Source organism: Flavobacterium sp. AC274 (assembly GCF_979258275.1).
The window spans coordinates 1,293,956-1,316,764 of the sequence record NZ_OZ409852.1 but is presented as its reverse complement, the minus strand read 5'-3'; the positions used below and the strand labels follow the sequence as shown (position 1 = coordinate 1,316,764).

At 32.6% G+C, this 22,809-nt stretch carries 21 protein-coding genes and 1 tRNA gene; 16 read left to right on the top strand and 6 right to left on the bottom strand.

Annotated elements, in window-relative coordinates:
* Positions 1-116: 116 nt before the first annotated feature.
* Both ACZZZT_RS05890 and ACZZZT_RS05885 read right to left on the bottom strand, forming a co-directional pair.
* Entirely contained in the window at positions 117-512 is a 396-nt protein-coding gene (locus ACZZZT_RS05890) for an ExbD/TolR family protein (protein ID WP_073395636.1), read from the bottom strand.
* Positions 513-515: 3 nt separating this feature from the next.
* Complete coding sequence (locus ACZZZT_RS05885; protein WP_042565805.1) at positions 516-1,211, bottom strand: MotA/TolQ/ExbB proton channel family protein; 696 nt, start codon at positions 1,209-1,211, stop codon at positions 516-518.
* Between the two features lie 130 nt (positions 1,212-1,341).
* Here ACZZZT_RS05885 and ACZZZT_RS05880 point away from each other — a divergent pair, with 130 nt between their 5' ends.
* The 5 genes from ACZZZT_RS05880 (at position 1,342) to ACZZZT_RS05860 (ending at position 5,731) form a co-directional block, all read left to right on the top strand.
* Positions 1,342-2,568, top strand: a complete 1,227-nt coding sequence (locus ACZZZT_RS05880; protein WP_463459748.1) for a bifunctional folylpolyglutamate synthase/dihydrofolate synthase — start codon at positions 1,342-1,344, stop codon at positions 2,566-2,568.
* 178 nt (positions 2,569-2,746) lie between these two features.
* A tRNA-Val gene (locus ACZZZT_RS05875) sits at positions 2,747-2,821 on the top strand.
* Positions 2,822-3,112: 291 nt separating this feature from the next.
* Complete coding sequence (locus ACZZZT_RS05870) at positions 3,113-3,520, top strand: helix-turn-helix domain-containing protein (RefSeq protein ID WP_463459747.1); 408 nt, start codon at positions 3,113-3,115, stop codon at positions 3,518-3,520.
* A 353-nt stretch (positions 3,521-3,873) separates the two neighbouring features.
* Complete coding sequence (locus ACZZZT_RS05865; protein WP_463459746.1) at positions 3,874-4,773, top strand: SDR family oxidoreductase; 900 nt, start codon at positions 3,874-3,876, stop codon at positions 4,771-4,773.
* 43 nt (positions 4,774-4,816) lie between these two features.
* Positions 4,817-5,731 carry a helix-turn-helix domain-containing protein gene (locus tag ACZZZT_RS05860; RefSeq protein ID WP_463459745.1) on the top strand — a complete coding sequence of 305 codons (915 nt, stop codon included), beginning with the start codon at positions 4,817-4,819 and terminating at the stop codon, positions 5,729-5,731.
* A gap of 170 nt (positions 5,732-5,901) precedes the next feature.
* Here ACZZZT_RS05860 and ACZZZT_RS05855 read toward each other — a convergent pair whose 3' ends face one another.
* The gene (locus tag ACZZZT_RS05855; protein WP_463459744.1) at positions 5,902-6,609 is read right to left on the bottom strand and encodes a DUF6090 family protein; all 708 of its coding nucleotides are present in this window, start codon (positions 6,607-6,609) and stop codon (positions 5,902-5,904) included.
* 41 nt (positions 6,610-6,650) lie between these two features.
* The gene (locus ACZZZT_RS05850) at positions 6,651-7,469 is read right to left on the bottom strand and encodes a DUF5694 domain-containing protein (RefSeq protein WP_463459743.1); all 819 of its coding nucleotides are present in this window, start codon (positions 7,467-7,469) and stop codon (positions 6,651-6,653) included.
* 842 nt (positions 7,470-8,311) lie between these two features.
* Between ACZZZT_RS05850 and ACZZZT_RS05845 the strand changes: the two genes are divergently transcribed.
* The 3 genes from ACZZZT_RS05845 to ACZZZT_RS05835 all read left to right on the top strand — a co-directional run bounded on the left by ACZZZT_RS05845 (position 8,312) and on the right by ACZZZT_RS05835 (position 10,759).
* Positions 8,312-8,761, top strand: coding sequence for a helix-turn-helix domain-containing protein (locus ACZZZT_RS05845; protein ID WP_463459742.1), 450 nt, complete (start codon positions 8,312-8,314; stop codon positions 8,759-8,761).
* A 73-nt stretch (positions 8,762-8,834) separates the two neighbouring features.
* Positions 8,835-9,707: an SDR family NAD(P)-dependent oxidoreductase gene (locus tag ACZZZT_RS05840; RefSeq protein WP_463459741.1), complete on the top strand. Its 873-nt coding sequence runs from the start codon at positions 8,835-8,837 to the stop codon at positions 9,705-9,707.
* Between the two features lie 467 nt (positions 9,708-10,174).
* A complete protein-coding gene (locus tag ACZZZT_RS05835; RefSeq protein WP_463459740.1) occupies positions 10,175-10,759 on the top strand; it encodes an HD domain-containing protein in 585 nt (194 codons plus the stop codon).
* Positions 10,760-11,115: 356 nt separating this feature from the next.
* Here ACZZZT_RS05835 and ACZZZT_RS05830 read toward each other — a convergent pair whose 3' ends face one another.
* Both ACZZZT_RS05830 and ACZZZT_RS05825 read right to left on the bottom strand, forming a co-directional pair.
* Positions 11,116-12,447: a sensor histidine kinase gene (locus ACZZZT_RS05830; RefSeq protein WP_463459739.1), complete on the bottom strand. Its 1,332-nt coding sequence runs from the start codon at positions 12,445-12,447 to the stop codon at positions 11,116-11,118.
* A 261-nt stretch (positions 12,448-12,708) separates the two neighbouring features.
* The gene (locus ACZZZT_RS05825; RefSeq protein WP_463459738.1) at positions 12,709-14,064 is read right to left on the bottom strand and encodes a sigma-54-dependent transcriptional regulator; all 1,356 of its coding nucleotides are present in this window, start codon (positions 14,062-14,064) and stop codon (positions 12,709-12,711) included.
* Between the two features lie 275 nt (positions 14,065-14,339).
* Between ACZZZT_RS05825 and ACZZZT_RS05820 the strand changes: the two genes are divergently transcribed.
* The 8 genes from ACZZZT_RS05820 to ACZZZT_RS05785 all read left to right on the top strand — a co-directional run bounded on the left by ACZZZT_RS05820 (position 14,340) and on the right by ACZZZT_RS05785 (position 22,756).
* Positions 14,340-15,050, top strand: coding sequence for an ABC transporter ATP-binding protein (locus tag ACZZZT_RS05820; RefSeq protein WP_082036973.1), 711 nt, complete (start codon positions 14,340-14,342; stop codon positions 15,048-15,050).
* 4 nt (positions 15,051-15,054) lie between these two features.
* The gene (locus ACZZZT_RS05815; RefSeq protein ID WP_463459737.1) at positions 15,055-16,833 is read left to right on the top strand and encodes an ABC transporter permease; all 1,779 of its coding nucleotides are present in this window, start codon (positions 15,055-15,057) and stop codon (positions 16,831-16,833) included.
* A 59-nt stretch (positions 16,834-16,892) separates the two neighbouring features.
* Complete coding sequence (locus ACZZZT_RS05810) at positions 16,893-17,477, top strand: ABC transporter permease (protein ID WP_463459736.1); 585 nt, start codon at positions 16,893-16,895, stop codon at positions 17,475-17,477.
* A gap of 390 nt (positions 17,478-17,867) precedes the next feature.
* Positions 17,868-18,158: an ABC transporter permease gene (locus ACZZZT_RS05805; RefSeq protein ID WP_463462385.1), complete on the top strand. Its 291-nt coding sequence runs from the start codon at positions 17,868-17,870 to the stop codon at positions 18,156-18,158.
* The gene (locus tag ACZZZT_RS05800) at positions 18,115-19,887 is read left to right on the top strand and encodes an ABC transporter permease (RefSeq protein ID WP_463459735.1); all 1,773 of its coding nucleotides are present in this window, start codon (positions 18,115-18,117) and stop codon (positions 19,885-19,887) included. The genes ACZZZT_RS05805 and ACZZZT_RS05800 overlap by 44 nt, the downstream gene beginning before the upstream one ends.
* A 47-nt stretch (positions 19,888-19,934) precedes the next feature.
* Positions 19,935-20,432 (top strand): hypothetical protein, encoded by a 498-nt coding sequence (locus ACZZZT_RS05795; protein ID WP_463459734.1) that lies wholly within the window; start codon positions 19,935-19,937, stop codon positions 20,430-20,432.
* Positions 20,366-22,342 carry an FtsX-like permease family protein gene (locus tag ACZZZT_RS05790; RefSeq protein WP_463462384.1) on the top strand — a complete coding sequence of 659 codons (1,977 nt, stop codon included), beginning with the start codon at positions 20,366-20,368 and terminating at the stop codon, positions 22,340-22,342. The genes ACZZZT_RS05795 and ACZZZT_RS05790 overlap by 67 nt, the downstream gene beginning before the upstream one ends.
* Positions 22,343-22,756 carry a hypothetical protein gene (locus tag ACZZZT_RS05785; protein WP_463459733.1) on the top strand — a complete coding sequence of 138 codons (414 nt, stop codon included), beginning with the start codon at positions 22,343-22,345 and terminating at the stop codon, positions 22,754-22,756. It abuts the gene before it with no gap.
* Positions 22,757-22,809 lie beyond the last annotated feature (53 nt).

Here is a 22,809-nt window from a genome sequence, read left to right as displayed (position 1 = left end):
GATAGGAGCTGGCTACCGAAGTAGCGCGGATAGCCCGACCGCAATAAAAAAATGGGCGAATCAACGCAATGCTGATTGGCCCATTTTTTTATTGTGGTCACGCCCTAATGATAAATCTATTTCGGACTCGTAGCAATTACAAACTTCAAATTGTTCTTCACTCCTATTTGCAATACATCAACTAAATCCTGAACCTGCAAATTAAACGGAATTCTTACTACAACGGTTTGTTGTTTGTCTGCTCCTATTTTCGCCATCAAACTCGTTTCCAGTTCTTCAAATTCAACGGGCTGTTTGTCGATGTAGAATTTTTTATCTTCTGTAACCGATAAACTGATTAATTGTTTATTGGTTTTTTCATTTGATTTCGCTTTTGGCAATGTCATTTTAATAACATTAGGATTTGCAAGCGTTGATATAATTAAGAAAAACAACAGCAAGAAAAACATAATATCACTAAGTGAGGAAGTCGCCACTTCGGCATGAAATCTTCTTTTTCTTTTAATAGACATACTTTATGCTCTTTGAATTATATTGACAAATTCTAATATTTGTTTCTGAATTTTCAAGGCAAAATCATCAATTTTTCCGTTCAATAAGTGGTAAGCGCTATAAGCAATAATACCCACAATTAATCCGGAACCTGAACTGATCATTTTTTCGTATAAACCTCCTGAGATATTTCCGATACTAATATTTTCGGTTACAGAAATACTGTAGAAAATCTTGATAACCCCAGAAATAGTTCCGATGAAACCTAACGTTGGCGCGATACCGGCAATAAGTCCCAAGTGACCTAAATGTCTTTCCATTTCGCCAATTTCGATATCGGCTGCACGGTCCATGTTTGATTCGATTTCAGCAATTGGTCTTCCAATTACCAAAACTCCTTCTTTTAAAATATTTCCTGCAGCTGTATTGCTTCTTTCTACAATTGTTCTCGCTAATTCTATGTTTCCTGCATTTAATTTATCGGCAACATCCTGCATTAATCTTGCATCAATTTTCGATGCTTTGCTGATATACATATAACGTTCAAAAATGACATAAATCGTGTAAAAAAGTAAAATGGCAATTGGTATTAAGAAAAAACCTCCTTTTAAGATAAATCCTAAAACAGAGATTTCGGTATTTGGTGCAATTTTTTCGATAACTACGTTAGATGCAGCGTTTGCGATAGTATCTGCTTGTAATTGAATGAAGCTAAACATATTTTAATTCTTGTTTTTAATAATTAATTCTAAAAAATATTTCAATTTTGCATTAAAGATAATTTCACTGTAATATTAAACTAAAAAAACCGGAAATTATTTCAATCGACAACTATTTTATCCAAATATAATGAACTATCAGGAAACAACAAATTGGATGTTTAACCAATTGCCCATGTATCAACTTCAGGGTGCTTCGGCTTATAAAGAAGATTTAACCAACATTAAGTTGCTTGCGGCGCATCTTGATAATCCACAAAATCAACTAAAGTGTATTCATGTTGCGGGAACAAATGGCAAAGGTTCTACGTCGCACATGCTGGCTTCGGTTTTGCAGGAAGCGGGATATAAGGTTGGATTGTACACTTCACCACATTTAAAAGATTTTAGAGAAAGAATAAAAATCAACGGCCAGGACATTTCTGAAGATTTTGTGATTGAATTTGTTGCAAAACACAAAGACTTTTTTGAAGCAAATGACATGAGTTTCTTCGAAATGTCTGTTGGTTTGGCATTTGATTATTTTGCTGCAGAAAAAACAGATATTGCGATTATAGAAGTTGGTCTGGGCGGAAGACTGGACGCTACAAATATTATTACGCCATTAGTTTCGGTTATTACCAATATCGATCTGGATCATATGCAATTTTTAGGAAATACAACTACTGAAATTGCCGGAGAAAAGGCCGGAATTATTAAACCGAATGTTCCCGTTGTAATTGGAGAATATACGGAGGAAACGGAGGCTGTATTTTTAGCCAAAGCAAAAGAAAACGATGCGCCAATTTATTTTGCTGCCGATTTAATTTCGGGAGTTTTTCCTTCTGATTTATTGGGCGATTATCAGTTTCACAATAAAAAAACGGTTCAGCAGGTTGTTGTTGTTTTAAACTCACAAACCGATTTTAAAGTTTCGATTGATAATCTAAAAAGCGGTTTGTTAAATACCGTAAAAAATACAGGTTTACAAGGAAGATGGCAACAGTTGGGAGAAAACCCAAAAATAATCTGCGATACGGCGCACAATAAACATGGTTTGGCGGTTGTAATGAATCAGATTCAGAAAGAAACTTTTGAGAATCTTCATATTGTTTTGGGAGTTGTAAATGACAAAGACCTCGATTCTATCTTGCCACTTTTTCCTCAGAAAGCGCAATATTATTTCTGCAGACCCAATTCGTCTAGAGGATTAAGTACTGAAATTCTCCAGGATGCAGCCAAAAAGTATAATTTGTTTGGAGAAAAATACGAATCGGTTGAGCTCGCTTTCGCGGAAGCAAAGAAAAATGCCTCATCAAATGATTTTATTTATGTTGGAGGAAGCACTTTTGTTGTTGCTGAATTGCCTTTGAACTAAGGAAAAGGAAATTTGCAGAAAAAAGTTTAAAAAAATCATTTTAATAACAAATTCATAAACAGCAAGATATAATGAATTTAAAAAAAAGTTTTCTTTTTTATTCTATTTTCTTTGCAGAACTCAAAAACTAGCGTATATTTGCACTCGCAATCACAAACGATAGCAACCTAGTAAAATAGGGCGATTAGCTCAGCTGGTTCAGAGCACCTCGTTTACACCGAGGGGGTCGGGGGTTCGAACCCCTCATCGCCCACAAAAAAACTCCTTAAGAAATTAAGGAGTTTTTTTATGTCGTTTTTTGCCACAAGTCTTTCTATTGATTTAAATAAACACAAAGTATTTGTCATTTCAACCAAAGGGAGAAATCACACAAGAATCTCTACAAAGATTGGCGATTTTCGTTGCGGAGTTACTTGTGAAGATTTCTCGTTCCTCGAAATGACAAGATTGTGTACATATCTTTGTCTAAGATTTATCTGTGAAATTCAGCATTTTTAATACAAATGGTTTTATCTTTGAGCCTGTAGAAAAATTGATATTCATTATGGAACAGAAAATACATCAGGGAAGAAACGTAAAACGCTTCAGAGAAATGTTAGGCATCAAACAAGAAGCATTGGCTTTTGATCTGGGAAATGATTGGAATCAGAAGAAAATTTCTATGCTGGAACAAAAAGATGTAATTGAAGATAATATTCTTAATCAAATCTCGCACGCATTAAAAATTCCAGTGGAAGCTTTTCAGAATTTTGATGAAGAGCAAGCAGTAAATATTATTTCTAATACTTTTTCAGATTTTAAAGAGGGGGCTTCTGCAATCAACATTCATCCAACATTTAGCCCTGTAAAAGAGGTTTTAAAACTTCACGAAGAAAAGATTGCTTTATACGAGCGTATGTTGAAAGAGAAAGATGAAATAATGGCAAGGCTTGAAAAATTATTGAATAAATAACCACAATTAAACGAATATATTAAAACAAAAAAGAGACTCGAAAGTCTCTTTTTTGTTTTACGAAGAAAAGATAAAGTTGAATATCTCGAAAAAATAATAAAAGGGAAATAAACTTTTCAAAAAACAAAAACTCCTTAAGAAATTAAGGAGTTTTTGTTATGTCTTGTTTCTCGTAGATTTTGCGTTCACAAGCGAAACACTCACACCAGCAGGCGAAAGATTATCCATTTTTTTTGATATATAAGACATCCTTTTTCCTCATTTAATTAAATTTTTCGGCTACAAGAAAATACTTTTCGGCTACAAGAATACATAAACGAAATCTGAACTTTGCTTCATTAAATTATATCAAAATGAAAGTATTTGTTACAGGCGCTACAGGTTTTATAGGAACTGCCGTAGTAGAGGAATTATTAGCCAATGGACACCAGGTTTTGGGATTGGCTCGTTCGGAAAAATCAGCAAACAAATTGATTGCCGCCGGCGCAGAAGTACAGCGCGGAGATTTAAACGATTTTGAAAGTTTGAAATCAGGAACTATCGCTTCAGATGCAGTGGTTCACTTAGGATTTGTTCACGATTTTACAAGATTTGAAGAAATGTGTGTACTTGATGGAAAAGTGATTGAAACAATAGGCGAAGCTTTATTGGGAACAAACAAACCTTTTCTCATTACTTCAGGAACGGCACTTTTTTCAAAAGACGGAATCACAACTGAAAAAGATCTTTCCGCAAACAATCCACATCCCAGAATTGCAACAGAAAATGCAGCTGATGCCGTAGCCGCAAAAGGCGTGAAAGTTGCCGTTGTAAGACTCTCTCCATCTGTTCACGGCAAGGGAGATATAATTGGTTTTGTTCCAACCTCTATTAATATTGCAAAAGAAAAAAGAAAAGCTGCGATTATTAATGGTGGCAGTAATTTATGGCCTGCTGTTCACAGATTAGATGCAGCAAAATTGTACCGATTAGCTTTGGAAAAACCTTTCGTAAGCGGAACAAGATATCACGCAGTTGCAGAACAGGGAATTCCGTTTAAAGACATTGCAGCTTTTATTGCTGAAAAATTGCAGATTCAGGTTGTTTCGCTAACAAACGATGAAGCAGCAGAACATTTCGGCTGGTTTGCACATTTTGCAAAGCTTAATAATCCTACTTCAAGCGAAGAAACTAAGAAGGCATTAGGCTGGGATCCTCAACACCCAACTTTGATGGAAGATTTGCAAAATGTTTATTTCTCTGAGGTAGAATAGTCTGTACCCTTATATTCACTAAATTTGATTAAATACTAAAACGATGTCTGATTCGCCGATAAGAATAAAAACAATCTCTCAATTCCATACTTTGCGTGGTTTGCCAAAGCCGAAACATCCGCTCATCAGTGTGATAAATTTTGAAGATATGGCGGTGGCTTTGGAAAGTGGAAAGCAGAGTTTGATATTTGATTTTTATATGATTTCTGTCAAAAGAGATATGAATCATAAATATAGATACGGACAGCAGGATTACGATTTTGATGAAGGCGTGATGTTTTGTATGGCTCCAAATCAGATTCTGAGCATCGTCCGGGAAGAACACGGCAAAAATCCGTCTGGATGGATGATGATGATTCATCCGGATTTTCTTTGGAATACGCCAATGGCAAGCACAATCAAGAAATGTGAATTCTTTGATTATTCTGTTAATGAAGCATTATTTTTATCTGAAGATGAGGAAATAAAAATCCAGCAAATCACTGATAATATCAAGCAGGAATATCAAACCAACATTGACAAATTCAGTCAGAACATTATTATTTCTCAGCTGGAAACGCTTTTGAATTATTCTGAAAGATTTTATCAGCGACAGTTTATTACACGACACAAAGCGCATCATCAATTTTTAGAAAAATTAGAAATCCTGCTTAATGATTATTACGAAAGAGATGATTTCAAAACAAAAGGATTGCCGAGCGTACAATATCTCGCTGATGAATTCAATATGTCGCCTCATTATATGCGAGGTCTTTTGAAAACTTTGACCGGAAAAACAACTCAGCAACACATCCACGAAAAACTGATTGAAAAAGCCAAGGAAAAACTTTCCACAACAGAACTTTCTGTAAGTGAAATTGCTTATGAATTGGGATTTGAACATTCTCAGTCTTTCAGTAAATTATTTAAAGCTAAAACTGATATTTCGCCCCTGGAATTCAGGAAGTCGTTTAATTAAAATTTCGAAAGTTATTTTTAAGTCTTCTTTATTTCAGTAAGTTTTATTTACAAGAACAAAAAAACTCCTTAAGAAATTAAGGAGTTTTTTTGTTCTTGTAAATTCTCTTTGTGTTCACGAGGGGATACGCTCGCGCCAACAGGCAAAACCACGAACGGTGTGTGCCGTTTTTATTTATTCAACTCTTTTTCAATATCTTTAATAAGTTCAACTGCTAGTGGTTTTGTGTTTTCATTATAAACCCTTATGTTATTCTTACCTAGTTTGACAAGAAATTCGATTGTCTTTTTAAATTTTGGGTCTGAATACATTTCCGCTTCTGGTTTATCTGCATTTTCTATCATTTTGTCAAAACACTTAAACAGAAAATCATTGTACATTTTATCAACTTCGTCTTGTGCCGGTACAAATATTTGGTAATAACTTAACATTTTCTGTTTTAATTTTTCGTCTTCAATGTAGCCAATTTTACCACTTGATTTAAAACCTTCATAATTACCAATATTCATTGTATGACCATGTGAATGAATTGGAAAATTAACCTTATTTTTAGACTTGTAAATACTGTCAAGTTGAAGAGGCGTTAATGCTAAAATTTTTTCATAGGCTATGTTTGACTTTTGGTAGGCTTCCTTTTCATTCTCGATGTTTTGTATGTCAATCTTTAAATCATTCTTTAAATTAACTAGAAACACGGATACCTCTTCTTGTTGATGCCTGTGTTCACTCCAGCCGTGTAACCCTATTGATAGTGTTACTGCAAAAACGATTATGCATATTTCTATAATGATTTCTTTTACTTTCTCTCCCAATGTGTGTTCTGAATTTTTCACAGTTTTATAAATTTTTTCTGAATGTTTGGTTATTTCTTCTTGCATATTATAGTTTTGTAATTTTGACTCTGATGGTTGGTGGCAGTTTATTTTAGTACGCTATTTACTTCAACGACTTCAAAATCGTCATTGTTTTGTAACAGGTGTTTTAATATCGGAATATGTCCTTGTCCAAATATTAGTATAACGTATTTGTCATTTGCATTTATTTGAGTTATTACATTAGAATAAATTGCTAAATTCCTCAAATACCAATCAGACACTGCTTCTGCACCAATATAATTTTCTCCTGCTCCAACTTTTGCAATATATTTTAAGTACAATGATAAATTTTTCTGCAAAAGTTCTTTTTTGTTTATATATTTTAGTACTTCGGTTATTGAATTTCGTTTTACTATATTATCAAATTCAAGTTTTAAGTTATTTGCATTAGTACCTAATTCTTTTAATAAATACAACTGATTTTTTTCTTTAGCAGTTACAGAAAGTAAACTGTCATGTTTCATTCCATAAAAAATATCTACACAATTTATCTCTTTTAAATTTAATTTTTTAGCTAATCTAAAACCAATTTGCTCTCGCTCAGAAACGGTTAACTTATACTTATTTTGTAAATACGCCTTATACAAACTATCAATTTGCTTTTGTTGATTAAATGGTTTTTCTATCATCACTTTATCAGCATTTGTTTGTTTTAAAATTCCAGTCAATTCTTCCAGTTCTTGTTGTCTTTTGGGAGCTAAAAAATCGTCTGTTTTTAATTCATGTGCATCTAAATGAGGCGTTTCGAAGTGAATTGTCCCGATTAATAAAATTTTGGTTTTATGTTTAGATTTTTGCGCAAAAGTATTGGTTACTAATAAAAGTGTAATTAAAAATGTAGAAATTGTTTTAATGAAAGTCATTTTTTAAATTTATTTTTTATCGTTGTCGCTCTCGCTAGAAAGCGATACACAACTTTCTATATAAGCCATAAAACGGCTTCAATGAGATTAATTACGGCTGGATTTATACCGTAAACTGGATTTTTATTTAAAAGCGAATATAAGACTATTTGTACAACGTTTTATTAATTTTTTAAATACTATATAAAAAAAATTAACATTTCTATTAGAAAGTTTCTTCAAATCCTACATGAAATGGTTTCGTAAATAGTTCTGTAAGAACCACCAGAAACCCCTTAAGAAAATTAAGGTTTTTTGATGGCTATATTTTTTGTCAAACTTAGGGCACGGATTGAAAATCTGCTCTATCAGATTTATTTTTTGAGTAATATTGTAAAAACTTAACGGGCACATCATAATGTAAATACACTTTTATAAAGTTAACGGCAACCTTGACAAAGCATAGTATGAAAAAAACATTCCGACAATTTCTTTAAATGAGTTTACAAATCAGGAAACAAGTGTTTTTCATTTTGTTGCTACAGAAGATAATAGTGCTTTATATCAAAAAATACCACATCGAAGAGATGACCATTTCTTGTTCATTCTTCAAAAAAAGGATATAGCAAAATTGTGATTGATTTTAAAGAAATTACCTTAACAGAAAATTCCATAATCTGTATTTTACCAGGACAAGTTCATTACGTTACTTTGGTTGATTCTGGTACGCAAGCATCTTTATTGATTGTTGATTCAAAGCTAATAAGCAAAAAAACAGAGGTATCTTTGAAGAAAACTACTTTGATTACCTGTCTGTTAGCATAAATTCAACCACCAGCCATTTTTTAAATTCTTGTATAGAATTGGTAAAAGCTTCTCAAAAATTAAGTACAAGTTCTGAAGTAATTTATTCGCTGACAAATACTTGTGTTTGCCTATTTGCAGATGCTTATGAGCAAATAAAAGTTAGTGAAACTGCTATTTCACGAAAGCATATCATTACAAAACAATTTAAGAGTTTGTTATTAAAGGATTTTAGAACTCATAAAAGTGCGGTAAACTATGCAAATGAATTAAATATTTCTTCTGCTTACCTGAATGAGGCTGTTAAATTAACGACCGGTTTAACTGTTAGCTATTGGATACAACAAATGATATTAACAGAAGCTAAACGATTACTCTACGCTACAGATAATACAGTAAAGGAAATTGCTTATGAACTTGGTTATGATGATCACGCCTATTTTAATCGTTTTTTCTCTAATTTAGAAAAGATGACTCCGCTGCAATTTAGGGTAAGTTACCGCAAATAGTCCAATCATTGCCATTGTATTTCCATTGCTTTTACAAGAGAGCTCAAATAGTTTTGTATCAAAAATAAAAACTATGATAAATCAGCTTATTTGGAGTTTTGGAATTCTCACATTGACAGTATTATTTTTTCAACTTTTTAAATTCATAATACTCTATTTACGTCCCTCCCAACTACTTAAATATAAAACAGGCGGTGCCTACGCTTTAATAACAGGAGCAACTGACGGTATTGGCAAAGCAATTGCATTAGAACTTGCCAATAATGGGTTTAATGTGATAATTCACGGAAGAAACGTGGAAAAATTAAAACTGGCAGAAAACGAGATTATAACAAAAAACCCAACTTGTAACGTTATAAATTTGGCACATGATGGAAGTAAAAGCAGTAAAATGGATCTATCATCTATTTCCCATTTACCGATCACCATTTTAGTCAACAATGTTGGTGTTGGCCCCATTTCTGAATTTACTGAAATGAGTAATCAGGAAATTGACGAAACAATTATGCTAAACACTACATTTCCTTCACAACTGACACATGATTTAATCCCTTTTTTCAAAAAGCCCGCTTTAATACTCAATGTATCTTCTTATGCCGGACTTTTACCTCCGCCATATTTAGCCGTATATGCCGGAACAAAAGCCTATAATAATGCTTTCTCTATTTCTTTGGCTCGTGAACTTGAAAATATAGAAGTGATTTCATTGCTCACGGGAAGTGTAAATACCGGAAGTAACAGAAAGCCCGTTTCCTTTATGCGCCCAAGTGCCGAAACTTATGCAAAATGTGTTTTAAACAGAATAGGCTGCGGCAGGCAAAGTATAATGCCTTACTGGCAACATGCAATACAGACTTTTTTGATTTCACTATTACCACAGAAATTTATAGATAAAGCTACCAAAAATGCATTAAGAAAAGAACTTACAACAATGAGAAATAGCTAAGTATTATTTCAGTGTAGAAAGCAGTTGAACACAAAACTTAGAAGCATTTTAAAAATAACGAGTACTCATAATCAGAGATTTTGAAAAAAATTGAGTAAATTTAAACCGCATTTCAAAAACATTAAATCATGATAAAATTTTGGTTAATTACAATTTTGATCTTTATCATTTCAACATTTATACTTGCGAAATTAACTTTAAAATCAAACCGGGAAGAAACTGGCGAAAGGATTTGGCGATTTGGATATGGAAGATCTACTTATTGGCGCATTCTAACTTTGTGCAGTATTGGAATAACTATTGCACTAATTTTTATATTTCATTGGATAGGAGTTCCTATTGTATAGAAGAACCGGAAAACAACTTATTAAAGGATACATATTTCGAAAACTACACAATTACTTAATAATAATTCCAAATATTTTTGTATTTTACCATAAACATACAAGCCTTAATTTATTATACATATGGAAAAACAAAAATATTGGTCAATAGATGAAATCCAGGAAATTTGGCAGCTAGCTTCGAAATTACATAATGGACAAAAATATGGTGGCCTTAAGGATGGAGAACAAGTTGAATACATAAATCATATTGGAAGTGTTGTCTTTGAAATTCTAAATGCTATTCAATCAACAGAAAATATGAATTCTGGTTTAGCTATTAAATGCGCAATTCTACACGATACCATTGAAGATACTGCAGCGACCTATGAAAAAATAAATGAACTTTTTGGTCATGAAGTTGCCAGTGGAGTTCTCGCTCTTACAAAAAATGATAAAATCGAGGGACAAATTGAAAAAATGCTTGACAGCCTTAAAAGAATCAAAGAGCAACCTATAGAGATTTGGGCTGTTAAAATGGCCGATCGAATTTCAAATTTGTATCAACCTCCATATTATTGGGAAGACGAAAAAAAGTTAAAATACATAGAAGAAGCCGAAATTATATTCAATGAATTAAAAGACGGAAACAAGTATTTGGCTGAAAGACTAAAAACTAAAATTAAAGAATATTATCGTTTTCTAAGTACTTCTGAAATTAACTCGTGAGGATAAAAAAGTAGATTTAATCATTTATTTCAAACCTCGTTCCTTCAAAAGATTTTCTAATTCTTCTTTCTCGTATTTTGAATTGTTAATCAATTTATAAGCAAGAAACAAAGGAATCAGCGTAAGAAATCCCCATGTATTTTTTACAACACTATAAAATACAACTCCAATCAAAAAACCAATTAAAAATGCATTGGTAATTGAAGCTGATTTTCTTTTTTTGCTTCTTGTAATAATTCCTGGTCTGTTAAATCTGATAGTGGTTTTTTATCCATTGGTTATTTGTTTATCATAAATAGCTTTTAATCAATCTAATATAATAAAAAAATTACTACAATTAATTGAAATTAAAATACTTATTCTACCAAACAAATCTCAAAAACAGTTCTCCCCTCTTCCGTTTTAAACGAAATATAACCACCGTGCGCTTCGATAATATTTTTAGATAAAGTCAAACCAATTCCGGCACCTTCATTTCTGGTGGTAAAAAACGGAAGGAAAATTTTGTTTTCGATTTCCTTTTCGATTCCGTTTCCGCTATCTGAGATTCTGATGAAAATTCGATTTTCTTTGGCTTCCGCCGAAATGATAATCTGTTTTAATTCGGCATTTTTTACAGCGTAAATACAATTTGTCAGCAAATTGATCAAAACTTGTTCTACTTGCTGTGAATCGACATTTATCCAACGTTTAAACGCTATATTACTTAAAACTTCAATCTGATTTTCCTTAAATAACGGATTCATGATTTGTAAACAATTATCTATCAAGTCTTGTAATTCTATTTCTTCCTTTTTAGGCGAAGGCAGCATGGCGAGTTTTCGATATCCTTCTACAAATTTTTGCAAATGGTCACTTCTTCTCAACATCGTTTCAACACTGTTTTTAATATCTTCTAAATCTTCTGCAGACAAAGAATCCTGCTCTACCAAATCCTGCAAATTCTGGCAAATAGAACGAATTGGTGTTATCGAATTCAAAAGTTCATGCGAAATCACTTTCATCAAATTTACCCAGGCGTCTTTCTCTTTTTTCTCGACCACATTCTGAATCGAATCTAGCAAAACAATAAAATAATCTTTCTCAAAAATTTCTGTTCGCGAAGCCTGCAAAACAAACGTTTGCTTATTTTGTTCATTGATACTGATCTCTATAGATGTTTTTATTTCCTGAAAATTATCTTCTTCAATAATTTCACATAACGAAGGCAATTGATTTTTGAGGTATTTCCATTTTGAAACTTTCGGAACATTAAATTGTTTCGAAAAATATTCGTTCATTAAAAAAATATTCCAATCTGAATCTTGTTTTTGCAAAATGATGATTCCTGTTTCAATATTATTTAGAATCGAGCGGTAAATTATATCTTTTGAAACCTCTTCGTTTTGCTTGTTTTTTAAGGTGTCGTATAAATGAAATAAATCATTATAACTTCTATTGAATTTATGTTTGGTAAAATCGGATGTAAAATCATTTTGCAAGATCGAAGAGATGGTTTTATCGTAAAGCAAAACAAAATTTCGAACATAAAAATACATTTCGCGAATAAGCAGAAAAACAATAAAAAGACCAAATATGCCCGTAAAAATCAAATCGATTTTAAAAAAATAAATCGAAATTTCTATCGCTGCAATAATTAGAATTAATCGTACAAACAAAAGTTTATAGGTTTGAAATGTTTTAAACATATTTTTAAAATTAAAAATTTGGAATTAAAAATTAAAAATCCTGAACTGTAATTTTTCTCATAGCTATGCTACCATCTGGAAACAAATATTATAAATCAATTTTAAACACAAATTTACTTCGTCCGTTCGCTATCGCTCGGGTCACGAATTTGCACAAATTTTAATAGTCAGTTTAGTTGTGAAATTAATTTCACAAACTAAAATTAGTGTCAATTCGTGAAATTCGTGTTTGTTTTTATACTTATGTGATTTATTTTTAAATTACAACTCATCTGTTTTGATATTATATTTCTCTAAACGTCGATACAAAGAACCACGTGACAATCCTAATTCATCGGCGGTTTTGCTGATATTACTATTGTGTTTCAACAATGCTTTTTCGATTGTCGCTTTTTCTATAGAAGAAAGCTGAATATCATCCGGATTTTCATCGTAAAGAGTTACGGTTTCGAGATCTAAATCAGAAACTGTTATTTTGTTGTTTTCGCAAAGAATAACGGCGCGTTCAATTTTATTTTCCATTTCGCGGATGTTTCCGTTCCAGGCATGTTTCTCGATTTGTTCCAATACTTTTTTATCGAAAGTAATTTCATCCCTGCCGTATTTTTCGATCATTTTTCCCAGAAGATATTCGGCCAACGGAATTTTATCCGCGTTTCTTTCTCGCAACGGCGGCAGAATAATTTCCATCGTATTAATACGATAATATAAATCTTCCCTGAAGTTTTTATCGGCAACTTCCAGTTTTAAATTCAAATTCGTTGCCGTAATAATGCGCACATTCAAAGCTCTGGGTTTAGTTTCTCCCAATCTTGTTACGGTTTTGGTTTGAATAACCTGCAATAGTTTAGATTGCAAATGCAGCGGAACATTTCCTATTTCATCCAGAAAAATAGTTCCGTTTTGCGCCATTTCAAAACGGCCGGGAGTATCAACTTTTGCATCTGTAAAAGCGCCTTTTGCATAACCGAATAATTCGCTTTCGAAAATATTAGAATTTAGAGATCCTAAATCAACCGCAATAAATGGATTATTTTTTCTTTCAGATTGAGAATAAATATGATGCGCGAGAACAAATTTTCCGGTTCCGTTTTCTCCGAGAATTAAAACATTAGCATCGGTTTTTGCTACTTTATCTGCCAGAGAATATGCTTTTTTTATATTTTCAGAAGTTCCTATAAAAAAGTCATTCTGTATTTCAACATTCTTATCTTTTTTCTGTTCTTTTCTGGATTTATCAACGGCTTGTTTTACAGATTCGAGTAGTTTTTTGTTTTCCCACGGTTTCAGGATATAATCAAAAGCGCCCGATTTTAAACCTTCAACAGCCGTTTCAACTTTTCCAAAAGCGGTCATTAAAATCACAACAGTTTTTGGCGAAAGCGTTTTTATTTCTTTCAATAAATACAAACCTTCCCTTCCGTCTTCAAAACCTATTCTGTAATTCATGTCTAACAAAACAACATCGATGGTGTTTTTCGACAATAATTCGATAACATTTTTGGGATTATTAAGTGTATAAATGTTTTCAAAATACTTTTTCAGAAACACTTTCGATGCAAAAAGGATGTCTTCCTGATCGTCGATGATTAATATTGAAGCATTTGTCTTTTTCATATTTGTTCGGTTTTGGACGAAAGCTGTCCAATAATGGACACTTCTGGTTTTTTATAAAAAATAAAAACGTAAAAATAAGGCAGTTACAATCTTTAAGTTTTTGGCACGAAAATCACATTTAGACTATCAAATCATCAAATATGTGAACCATTATTGCTGGTAAAAGTAACAAAATTTGATAGCTAACAACTATATTGTTAATTATCTTAATTTCGGGCCTGTTTCTATTACTTCGGCAATAAAAAAATTAAAAACATCAATCTAAAACAACAATTATGATCAACATTAACAAACTTTCAAAAATTTTCAGAACCGAAGAAGTAGAAACAAATGCATTAAGTGAAATCTCATTAACCATAAACGAAGGCGATTTTGTCTCAATTATGGGACCATCCGGAAGCGGAAAATCAACTTTATTAAATATTATCGGATTGCTGGACAGCGCTTCGGGAGGAAGTTATCAATTGTTAGGTCAGGAAATGATTGGCTTAAAAGAGAATCTAAAATCAAAAGCCAGAAAAGAGAACATAGGTTTCATTTTTCAGAATTTCAACCTGATTGATGAACTTTCTGTTTTTGATAATATAGAATTGCCCCTTATTTACAATGACGTCCCGGCTTCTGAAAGAAAGAAAAAAGTACAGAATATCGCCAATATATTAGGTATTTCGCATCGACTAAAACATTATCCGCAACAACTTTCCGGAGGTCAGCAACAACGTGTGGCGGTTGCAAGAGCTTTAATTAACGATCCAAAAATTATTCTTGCCGATGAACCAACAGGAAATCTGGATAGTAAAAATGGTAATGAAGTAATGGAATTATTGACGGATCTTCATGCTGGCGGCGCCACAATTTTAATGGTGACGCACTCAGATTACGATGCTTCATTCTCTCAAAAAACTATTTTAATGAAAGACGGAATTATTCTTTCTGAAAAAATAAACAATAGAAATGTTGATGTTTTGGTAACTTCTAAAAACTAGAATAATGCTAAAAAACTGGACAAACATATTTATATACCACATCAAAAACAACAAGCTCTTTACGGCTTTGAATGTTTTGGGTTTGAGTATTGGAATTGCAGGATTGATTTTTGCAATTTTATATTGGAATGACGAGCAAAGTTACGATCAATGGAATCCAAACAAAGACAACGTATTTTTAGTAGCCAATCAAATGGATGCAACGACATATTGGGCTTCAAGTTCATCGCCAATAGGATCTGCTATAAAAACAGCAAGCCCTCAAGTCGAATCATATTGCTATTTAAGCGGCGATTATAATAATGATATTATTCGTTTTAATAATAAAAAAGTACAGTCAGACAAGATAGTTTCGGCTCAAAAGAACTTTTTTGATTATTTCCCTTATTCTTTTATCGAAGGAAATGCAAAAACAGCATTGCCGGATGTAAACAGTATTTGTTTATCGCAGGATTTAGCCGTTCAGCTTTTTGGAAACCAAAGCGCTTTGGGAAAACAGGTGGTTTTACAAAATAAAAATCTGATTGTAAGAGGTGTTTATAAACTGGACAAAAAATCAGTTTACAACCCGTCATGCGTAGTTAATTTTATGGATGCAAGAATAAATAAAACGATTCAGGAATGGGGAAATTTTCATTCTGTTCTTTTATTAAAACTTAAAAATGCAAACAGTCAAAAACAAGTAACGGATAATCTTAAGAATTTGTATTATGAAAATATGTCCGTTCGCTTTGCACAACAACAAGGTATCACGCCAGAAGAATTTATCAAAAAATTTGGCGAGATAAAACCTTCTTTAGAGCCATTAGCATCGCTTCGTTTACACTCAAAAACCGGCAGTTTGATTGAAGCAAAAGGCAATTTTCAATTTTTACTGATCATGGTTGGATTATCTATTTTAATTCTAACCCTGTCCATTGTCAATTATGTCAATTCTGCTACGGCAAATGCTATAAAGAGAGCCAAAGAAGTTGGGGTTCGAAAAATTATCGGAGCTTCAAAGTCGGCTATAATTAAGCAATTCATCTTTGAAACCGCAATAATTTCATTGCTTTCTATTTTGATATCCCTTGTTATTGTAGAACTTTCTTTGCCTTTTTATAATGCCTTTTTAGAGAAAACACTCGCTTTGCAAAGTGGTCAGTTCTTTTTGCAGCTTGTCGTGATATTTATTGTAACTGTAGTTATCGCAGGAATATTTCCGGCGGTTTATGTTTCAAATTTTGAATCCTTAAAAGTATTAAAAGGAAATTTTGGCAGAAGTAAAAGCGGTGTCTGGCTTAGAAACGGAATGTTGATTTTTCAGTTTGCTGTTGCCTCTTTTTTTATTGTTGGATCTTATATTGTTTACGAGCAGATAGATCTTATGAATTCTAAAGAATTAGGTTTTAACGGAAATCAAATTCTAAACATTTCATACAGAAATATCTATGGAGAAGGAATTACAGACAAACATCGCCTTGAACGATACAACATTATTAAAAATCAATTACAGCACATAAAAGGAGTAAAACAAGTAGCAGGCGCAGGTTTTGTTTTTGGACATGGTGCAAAATCTGTAATAGCCTATCATTATAAAGATATAAATGTTGATGGCAGTAATATGCCAATCGATTTTGGACTATTGGAAATGATGAAAATAAAAATGGTGAAAGGACGTTATTTTAACCCAAAATTCGCACAGGACACTATAAGTTCGATGTTAATTAATGAAACCGCCCTAAAATTATTGAATGAAAAAGATCCGATAGGAAAAAAATCGACTGGAACGGAATTAATGTAATTATTGTTGGAGTTGTCAAAGATTTTAATTTAGGAAATCCCGGAGAACCAATACCTCCTATGACTTTTTTACATTTTAAAACCGCTCCCTGGTTTACCTCACTTATGAATAATATTTACATTCAAGCTGATCCAAAAACGATGCAGCAAACTCTGGCTGACGTGGAAAATCTGTGGACAAAAAAAGTAGATCCTGAATATCCATTTGCATACAATTTTGTAGATAAAGAATATAAAAAATCGTATAGCAGTTATGTAAAACAAAAGAATCTTTTCTCGTTGCTGAATATTATTGTAATTACAATTGCTCTTTTCGGGTTATTTGCTCTTGCTTCTTATTCTATCGAAAGACGCATGAAAGAAATCGCGATTCGTAAAACTCTGGGAGCCGACACCAATGTTTTATTAAAAGAACTTTGTAAACAATATGTCGTTTTCAGTATCATTGGATTTTTAATCGCTTTGTTTCCGGCGTATTATTTACTGGACAAATGGCTGGAGAATTTTGCGTACCGAATTACCATTTCTCTTTATCCCTTTTTAATAGGATTTAGTGCTTTACTGTTTTTAACGCTTTCGGTTGTACTAACCAGAGCTTATCAGGCAACAAAAGTTGATGTTTTAAAATACCTTAAATACGAGTAAAATGCTAAAAAACTGGACAAACATATTTATATATCATATCAAAAACAACAAGCTTTTTACAGCTTTGAATGTTTTGGGTTTGAGTATTGGAATTGCAGCATTAATTTTTGCGATTTTATACTGGAATGATGAACACTCATACGATCAGTGGAATCCCGAAAAAGATAAAATCTATTCGGTTATGAGTAATCTTGGAGGAGGAAATATCTGGGCTGTATCGTCTGCAATTCCTGCTCCTATTTTAAAATCGACCACATCTTACTTAGATGAATATTGCTATTTTAGAACCAATTACTCGAAGCAAACGATACAATATCATGGAAAAATAGAATTAGTTGATAAGATTTTAACCGCACAAAGCAGTTTCTTTTCTTTTTTCCTTTTGAATTTATTCGTGGTAATGCAAAAAGTGCTATTCACGATCGCAACAGCATTGCTCTTTCTGAAGAAACAGCTTCACGTCTGTTTAAAGACGAAAATCCGATGGGAAAACAAATCCGTTATGCTGAACGAATTTTCGTGGTTCGTGGAGTATATCGATTAAACGAAAAATCTTCGGTGATGCCATCTGCAGTTACAACGGTAATAGAAGATGATTTAGAAAAAACAGGGAAAGCTGGGGTTGAATTATGGATTAATGCTAAAGCTAAAAAACGCAAGAGATACAATCGCTGTCATTAAAAAACTGGATCAAATCTTTCTTGAAGAAAACTATAAAAAACAGGCAAAGGCAGAAGGTTTAGACCTTGAGTCGTTCATAAAAAGATACGGAGAACCTATTAAAGCACAGTTATTACCGCTTACGAGTGCAAGATTATATAACGGAAACACGGCATTTGCGGAAGGAAATGCTAATGTGATTTTTTTGCGAATATTGATAGGTTTATCCATACTTATTTTGTTATTATCGATTGCCAATTATATTAATCTGGCAACTGCAAATGCTGTAAAACGAGCTAAAGAAGTTGGAATAAGAAAAGTTGTTGGCGCCTCAAAATGGCAAATCATTATGCAATTTGTATTTGAAACGATATTAATTACACTGTTTTCTGTATTGATTTCATTGGTAATTGTAGAACTTTCATTGCCTTTTTATAACGCTTTATTAAACAAAAATCTCATTCTTTTAGGAAATCAATTTTATCTTCAATTAATATTGATTTTCATTATTGTTGTTTTTGTTTCTGGTGTTATTCCTGCCATCTACATCTCAAATTTTGAAGTGCTGAAAGTTTTAAAAGGAAATTTTTCGAGAAGCAAAAGCGGGATTTGGCTTCGTAACGGAATGTTGGTTTTACAATTTGCTATTGCCACATTTTTTATCATTGGTTCTTTTATTGTGTACCAACAGGTAAATTTTATGGCCGAAAAAGATTTAGGTTTTAAAGGAGCGCAGGTTATAGACATTTCATTTAAGTCTAAAAAAGGAAAAGGGCAGTTTGACCGCTATAAAGCAGTTCAACAGGAACTTCAAAAAATTACCGGTGTTGAAGCTGTTTCTGCAGCATCATTTTCTATTGGAGGTATAGAAAATTCATGGGCTGGTTTACATTATAAAACACATCAGGAAGTTATAACACAGCAAATGGGTGTTGATTTTGGAATACTGAAGCTTCTGGGTATTCAAGTGATAAAAGGCCGTGATTTAACAGAACAAATTGCCTCAGATACGATTTCAAATGTTTTATTAAATGAAACTGCAGCAAAAACATTATTAGAAAAAGACCCCTTGAATAAGGTAGTAAATTGGCAAGATGGCAATTACAGGGTAGTTGGAATTGTAAAAGACTTTAATTTTTTTGGTCTTGAAAACAAAATTGGCCCAATGATTTTCTATCACATTAAAACACAATCATGGTCTCAAAGTGAAATGCATACAATCTCAGTCAAAATTTCACCAAATGAAATGCCTCAAACCATTGATAATATTGGAAAGTTTTGGAAAACAAAAGTCGATTCCGAATATCCGTTTGAGTATACTTTTGTAGATAAAAACTTTGCCAGATCGTATAAAAAATATGAAAACCAAAGAGATTTATTTGCTTTATTAAACATTGTAGTAATCTTAATCGCCATTTTCGGACTGTTTGCTTTGGCATCTTTTTCTATGGAAAGAAGATTACGGGAAATTGCCATCAGAAAAACGCTTGGCGCGGAAACCAATACTTTACTGAAAGGATTATCCAAACAATATGTGATTTTCTGCATTATCGGATTTTTAATCGGAATACTGCCGGCTTACCTTTTATTGCAAAAATGGCTGGAGAATTTTGCCTTTAGAATCGATATTCCTTTGCTTCCATTTTTTGCTGCATTTGTTTGTTTGATGGTTTTGACCCTAACTATTGTTTTGGCAAAAGCGTATCAGGTGACTAAAATTGATGTTTTGAGATATCTGAAATATGAATAAAAAAAGACAATTCTCTTCTTTTTATTCTTAACGCTACAACTAAAACTATGATACTTAACTGGATAAACATATTTATATACCACATTAAAAACAATAAGCTTTTTACAGCTTTGAATATTCTGGGCCTGAGTATAGGAATTGCCGCATTAATTTTTTCAATTTTGTATTGGAACGATGAACATTCTTATGATAAATGGAATGCTTCAAATGATAAATCCTATATCATAATGAATGAGGTGGGAGATGGAACTATATTTGCTACAAATTCTGCCATCACCGCGCCAGCAATAAAATCAACGACTTCATATTTAGAAAATTATTGCTACTTCAATTCCTATTACACAAAAGAAACGATACAATATAATGGCAAAACAGAGTTGGTCGATAAACTATTTTCGGCCCAAAATAGTTTCTTTTCTTTTTTCCATTTGAATTCAAATACGGTGATGCAAATAGTGCACTTCACGATCCGCAAAGCATTGTTTTTTCTGAAGAAACTGCCTTTCGTTTATTTAAGAATGAAAACCCTGTTGGCAAACAGGTAAAATATGCTGACAAATTATTTGTCGTTCGCGGTGTCTATCGAATACCCGGAAAATCTGTTGTAATGCCAAATGCAGTCACCAACATTATTGAAGAAGAACTGGAACATCTTAAAGACCATTGGGGTTTTAATTTTGGTTTAATCTTAAAACTAAAAGAGAAAAACGATGCAGGACTTGTCATTAAAAGTATGGAACAACTGTTTATCGAAAAAAACTACAAAAGGCAGGCAAGAAAAGAAGGCATGACCCTTGAAGCGTTTATAAAAAAGTACGGTGAACCCTTGAAGGTTAAATTACTCCCATTTGAAAATTCAAGACTTTACAAAGGGAATTATCCGTTTCCGGAAGGAACAGGAAACCTTCAGTTTTTACAAATATTAATGGCGCTGTCTATTTTAATTTTAATATTATCGATTGTAAACTATATCAACTTAGCCACGGCGAATGCCATAAAACGCGCAAAAGAAGTAGGTGTTAGAAAAATTATTGGCGCTACAAAATTGCAAATCATATTTCAGTTTGTATTTGAAACTGCGTTAATTACCTTATTTTCCGTATTACTAGCACTCGTAATTGTTGAAATTTCGCTGCCTTTTTACAATCAATTTTTAAACAAAGAATTAATTCTCGCCGGATCACAATTTTACCTACAGCTCGTTTTAATCTTCATCGTCGTGATTTTTGTTTGTGGAGTCTTTCCGGCAGTTTACATTTCAAATTTTGCTGTTTTGAATGTTTTAAAAGGAAATTTTTCCCGCAGTAAAAGTGGAATATGGATTAGAAACAGCATGCTTGTTATACAATTTTCTATTGCTGCTTTTTTTATTATCGGTTCTTTTATCGTCTACCAACAGGTCAATTTTATGGTAGAAAAAGATTTAGGTTTTAAAGGATCTCAAATCATGAATATTGCTTTTAGGGAACAAAAAGGCAAAGGTAAATTTGAGCAATATAAAAGTATCCAACAAGAAATTCAAAAAATTAACGGTGTCGAAGCCGTTTCTGCCGGGGCATTTTCTATTGGAGAAAATGAAAGTTCAAGAGGTGGTTTATTTTATAACAATAAAGTGACAGTAATTCAGCAAATCGGGTTTGATTTTGGAATGCTGGAAATGTTGGAAATAAAAGTTATAAAAGGAAGATCGCTCACAGATAAACTGGCATCCGATACTATTTCTAATGTTTTACTGAATGAAGTGGCAGCCAAAACTTTGCAGGAAAAAAATCCTTTGGATAAAATAATCGGCTGGAATGGCGAAAAATATAAAGTTGTGGGAATCGTTAAAAACTTCCACTATTCTGGTTTAGACAATGAAATTAATCCCATGATTTTATTTCATATAAATACTCAGAAATGGACGCAAGGCAATATAGAATACGTTTCTGTAAAGATTTCACCAAAAGACATTTCCAAAACTATTGCTTCCCTAAAGACTTTTTGGTTCAAAAAAGTGGATGCAGAATATCCTTTCGAATACAATTTTGTGGATAAAAATTTCGCCAAAACCTACAAAAAGTATGAAGACCAAAGAAATTTATTTGCTCTGTTGAATGTGGTTGTAATTCTAATTGCCGTTTTCGGATTGTTTGCCTTGGCATCGTTTTCTATGGAAAGAAGATTTAAAGAAATCGCTATTAGAAAAACCCTTGGCGCTGAGACCAATATTTTACTCAAAGAACTTTCTAAACAATATGTGGTTTTCTGCATTATCGGATTTTTAATCGGAATTATTCCGGCTTATATTTTATTAAAAAACTGGCTCGAAGATTTTGCTTTTCGCATCAATATTCCAATTTTACCATTTATTCTTGCCTTTGTGTCTTTATTATTCCTGACACTTGCCGTTGTTTTGGCAAAAGCATACCAAGTAACAAAAGTTGATATCTTAAAATATTTAAAATACGAATAAATGATACTAAACTATATCAATATATTTATTTACCGATTAAAGCACAACAAACTTTTCTCATTCTTAAACATGTTAGGATTGTCAATTGGTATATCCGGATTAATTTTCGCGTTGCTTTATTGGAACGACGAACAAAATTACAACGACTGGAATCCTGAAAAAGACAATGTTTATCAGGTTTTGATTCAACTAAGCGATATGCCGGCATGGTCAGATTGTGCCTTATTCCTGAAACCTGCGTTGGATGAAGATCCAAATATCGAAACTATAATGTATGCGGACAGTTGGTATCAAAAGGATAAAATTATTTATAACGGAAAGAAGCAATTTGTAGATAAAATTATCAATGTCGAACAAAATTTCTTTTCTTTTTTCCTTTCAAAATTATTCTGGGCGATGCAATTTCAGCTATAAAAGATGATTCCAGCATTGCTATTTCAGATATTACGGCTAAAAGAATTTTTGGA

Coding starts and splice junctions, on each gene's coding strand:
- ACZZZT_RS05890 (WP_073395636.1), bottom strand. CDS start 512: ATGTCTATTAAAAGAAAAAGAAGATTTCATGCCGAAGTGGCGACTTCC.
- ACZZZT_RS05885 (WP_042565805.1), bottom strand. CDS start 1,211: ATGTTTAGCTTCATTCAATTACAAGCAGATACTATCGCAAACGCTGCA.
- ACZZZT_RS05880 (WP_463459748.1), top strand. CDS start 1,342: ATGAACTATCAGGAAACAACAAATTGGATGTTTAACCAATTGCCCATG.
- ACZZZT_RS05870 (WP_463459747.1), top strand. CDS start 3,113: ATGGAACAGAAAATACATCAGGGAAGAAACGTAAAACGCTTCAGAGAA.
- ACZZZT_RS05865 (WP_463459746.1), top strand. CDS start 3,874: ATGAAAGTATTTGTTACAGGCGCTACAGGTTTTATAGGAACTGCCGTA.
- ACZZZT_RS05860 (WP_463459745.1), top strand. CDS start 4,817: ATGTCTGATTCGCCGATAAGAATAAAAACAATCTCTCAATTCCATACT.
- ACZZZT_RS05855 (WP_463459744.1), bottom strand. CDS start 6,609: ATGCAAGAAGAAATAACCAAACATTCAGAAAAAATTTATAAAACTGTG.
- ACZZZT_RS05850 (WP_463459743.1), bottom strand. CDS start 7,469: ATGACTTTCATTAAAACAATTTCTACATTTTTAATTACACTTTTATTA.
- ACZZZT_RS05840 (WP_463459741.1), top strand. CDS start 8,835: ATGATAAATCAGCTTATTTGGAGTTTTGGAATTCTCACATTGACAGTA.
- ACZZZT_RS05835 (WP_463459740.1), top strand. CDS start 10,175: ATGGAAAAACAAAAATATTGGTCAATAGATGAAATCCAGGAAATTTGG.
- ACZZZT_RS05830 (WP_463459739.1), bottom strand. CDS start 12,447: ATGTTTAAAACATTTCAAACCTATAAACTTTTGTTTGTACGATTAATT.
- ACZZZT_RS05825 (WP_463459738.1), bottom strand. CDS start 14,064: ATGAAAAAGACAAATGCTTCAATATTAATCATCGACGATCAGGAAGAC.
- ACZZZT_RS05820 (WP_082036973.1), top strand. CDS start 14,340: ATGATCAACATTAACAAACTTTCAAAAATTTTCAGAACCGAAGAAGTA.
- ACZZZT_RS05815 (WP_463459737.1), top strand. CDS start 15,055: ATGCTAAAAAACTGGACAAACATATTTATATACCACATCAAAAACAAC.
- ACZZZT_RS05810 (WP_463459736.1), top strand. CDS start 16,893: ATGACTTTTTTACATTTTAAAACCGCTCCCTGGTTTACCTCACTTATG.
- ACZZZT_RS05800 (WP_463459735.1), top strand. CDS start 18,115: ATGCTAAAGCTAAAAAACGCAAGAGATACAATCGCTGTCATTAAAAAA.
- ACZZZT_RS05795 (WP_463459734.1), top strand. CDS start 19,935: ATGATACTTAACTGGATAAACATATTTATATACCACATTAAAAACAAT.
- ACZZZT_RS05785 (WP_463459733.1), top strand. CDS start 22,343: ATGATACTAAACTATATCAATATATTTATTTACCGATTAAAGCACAAC.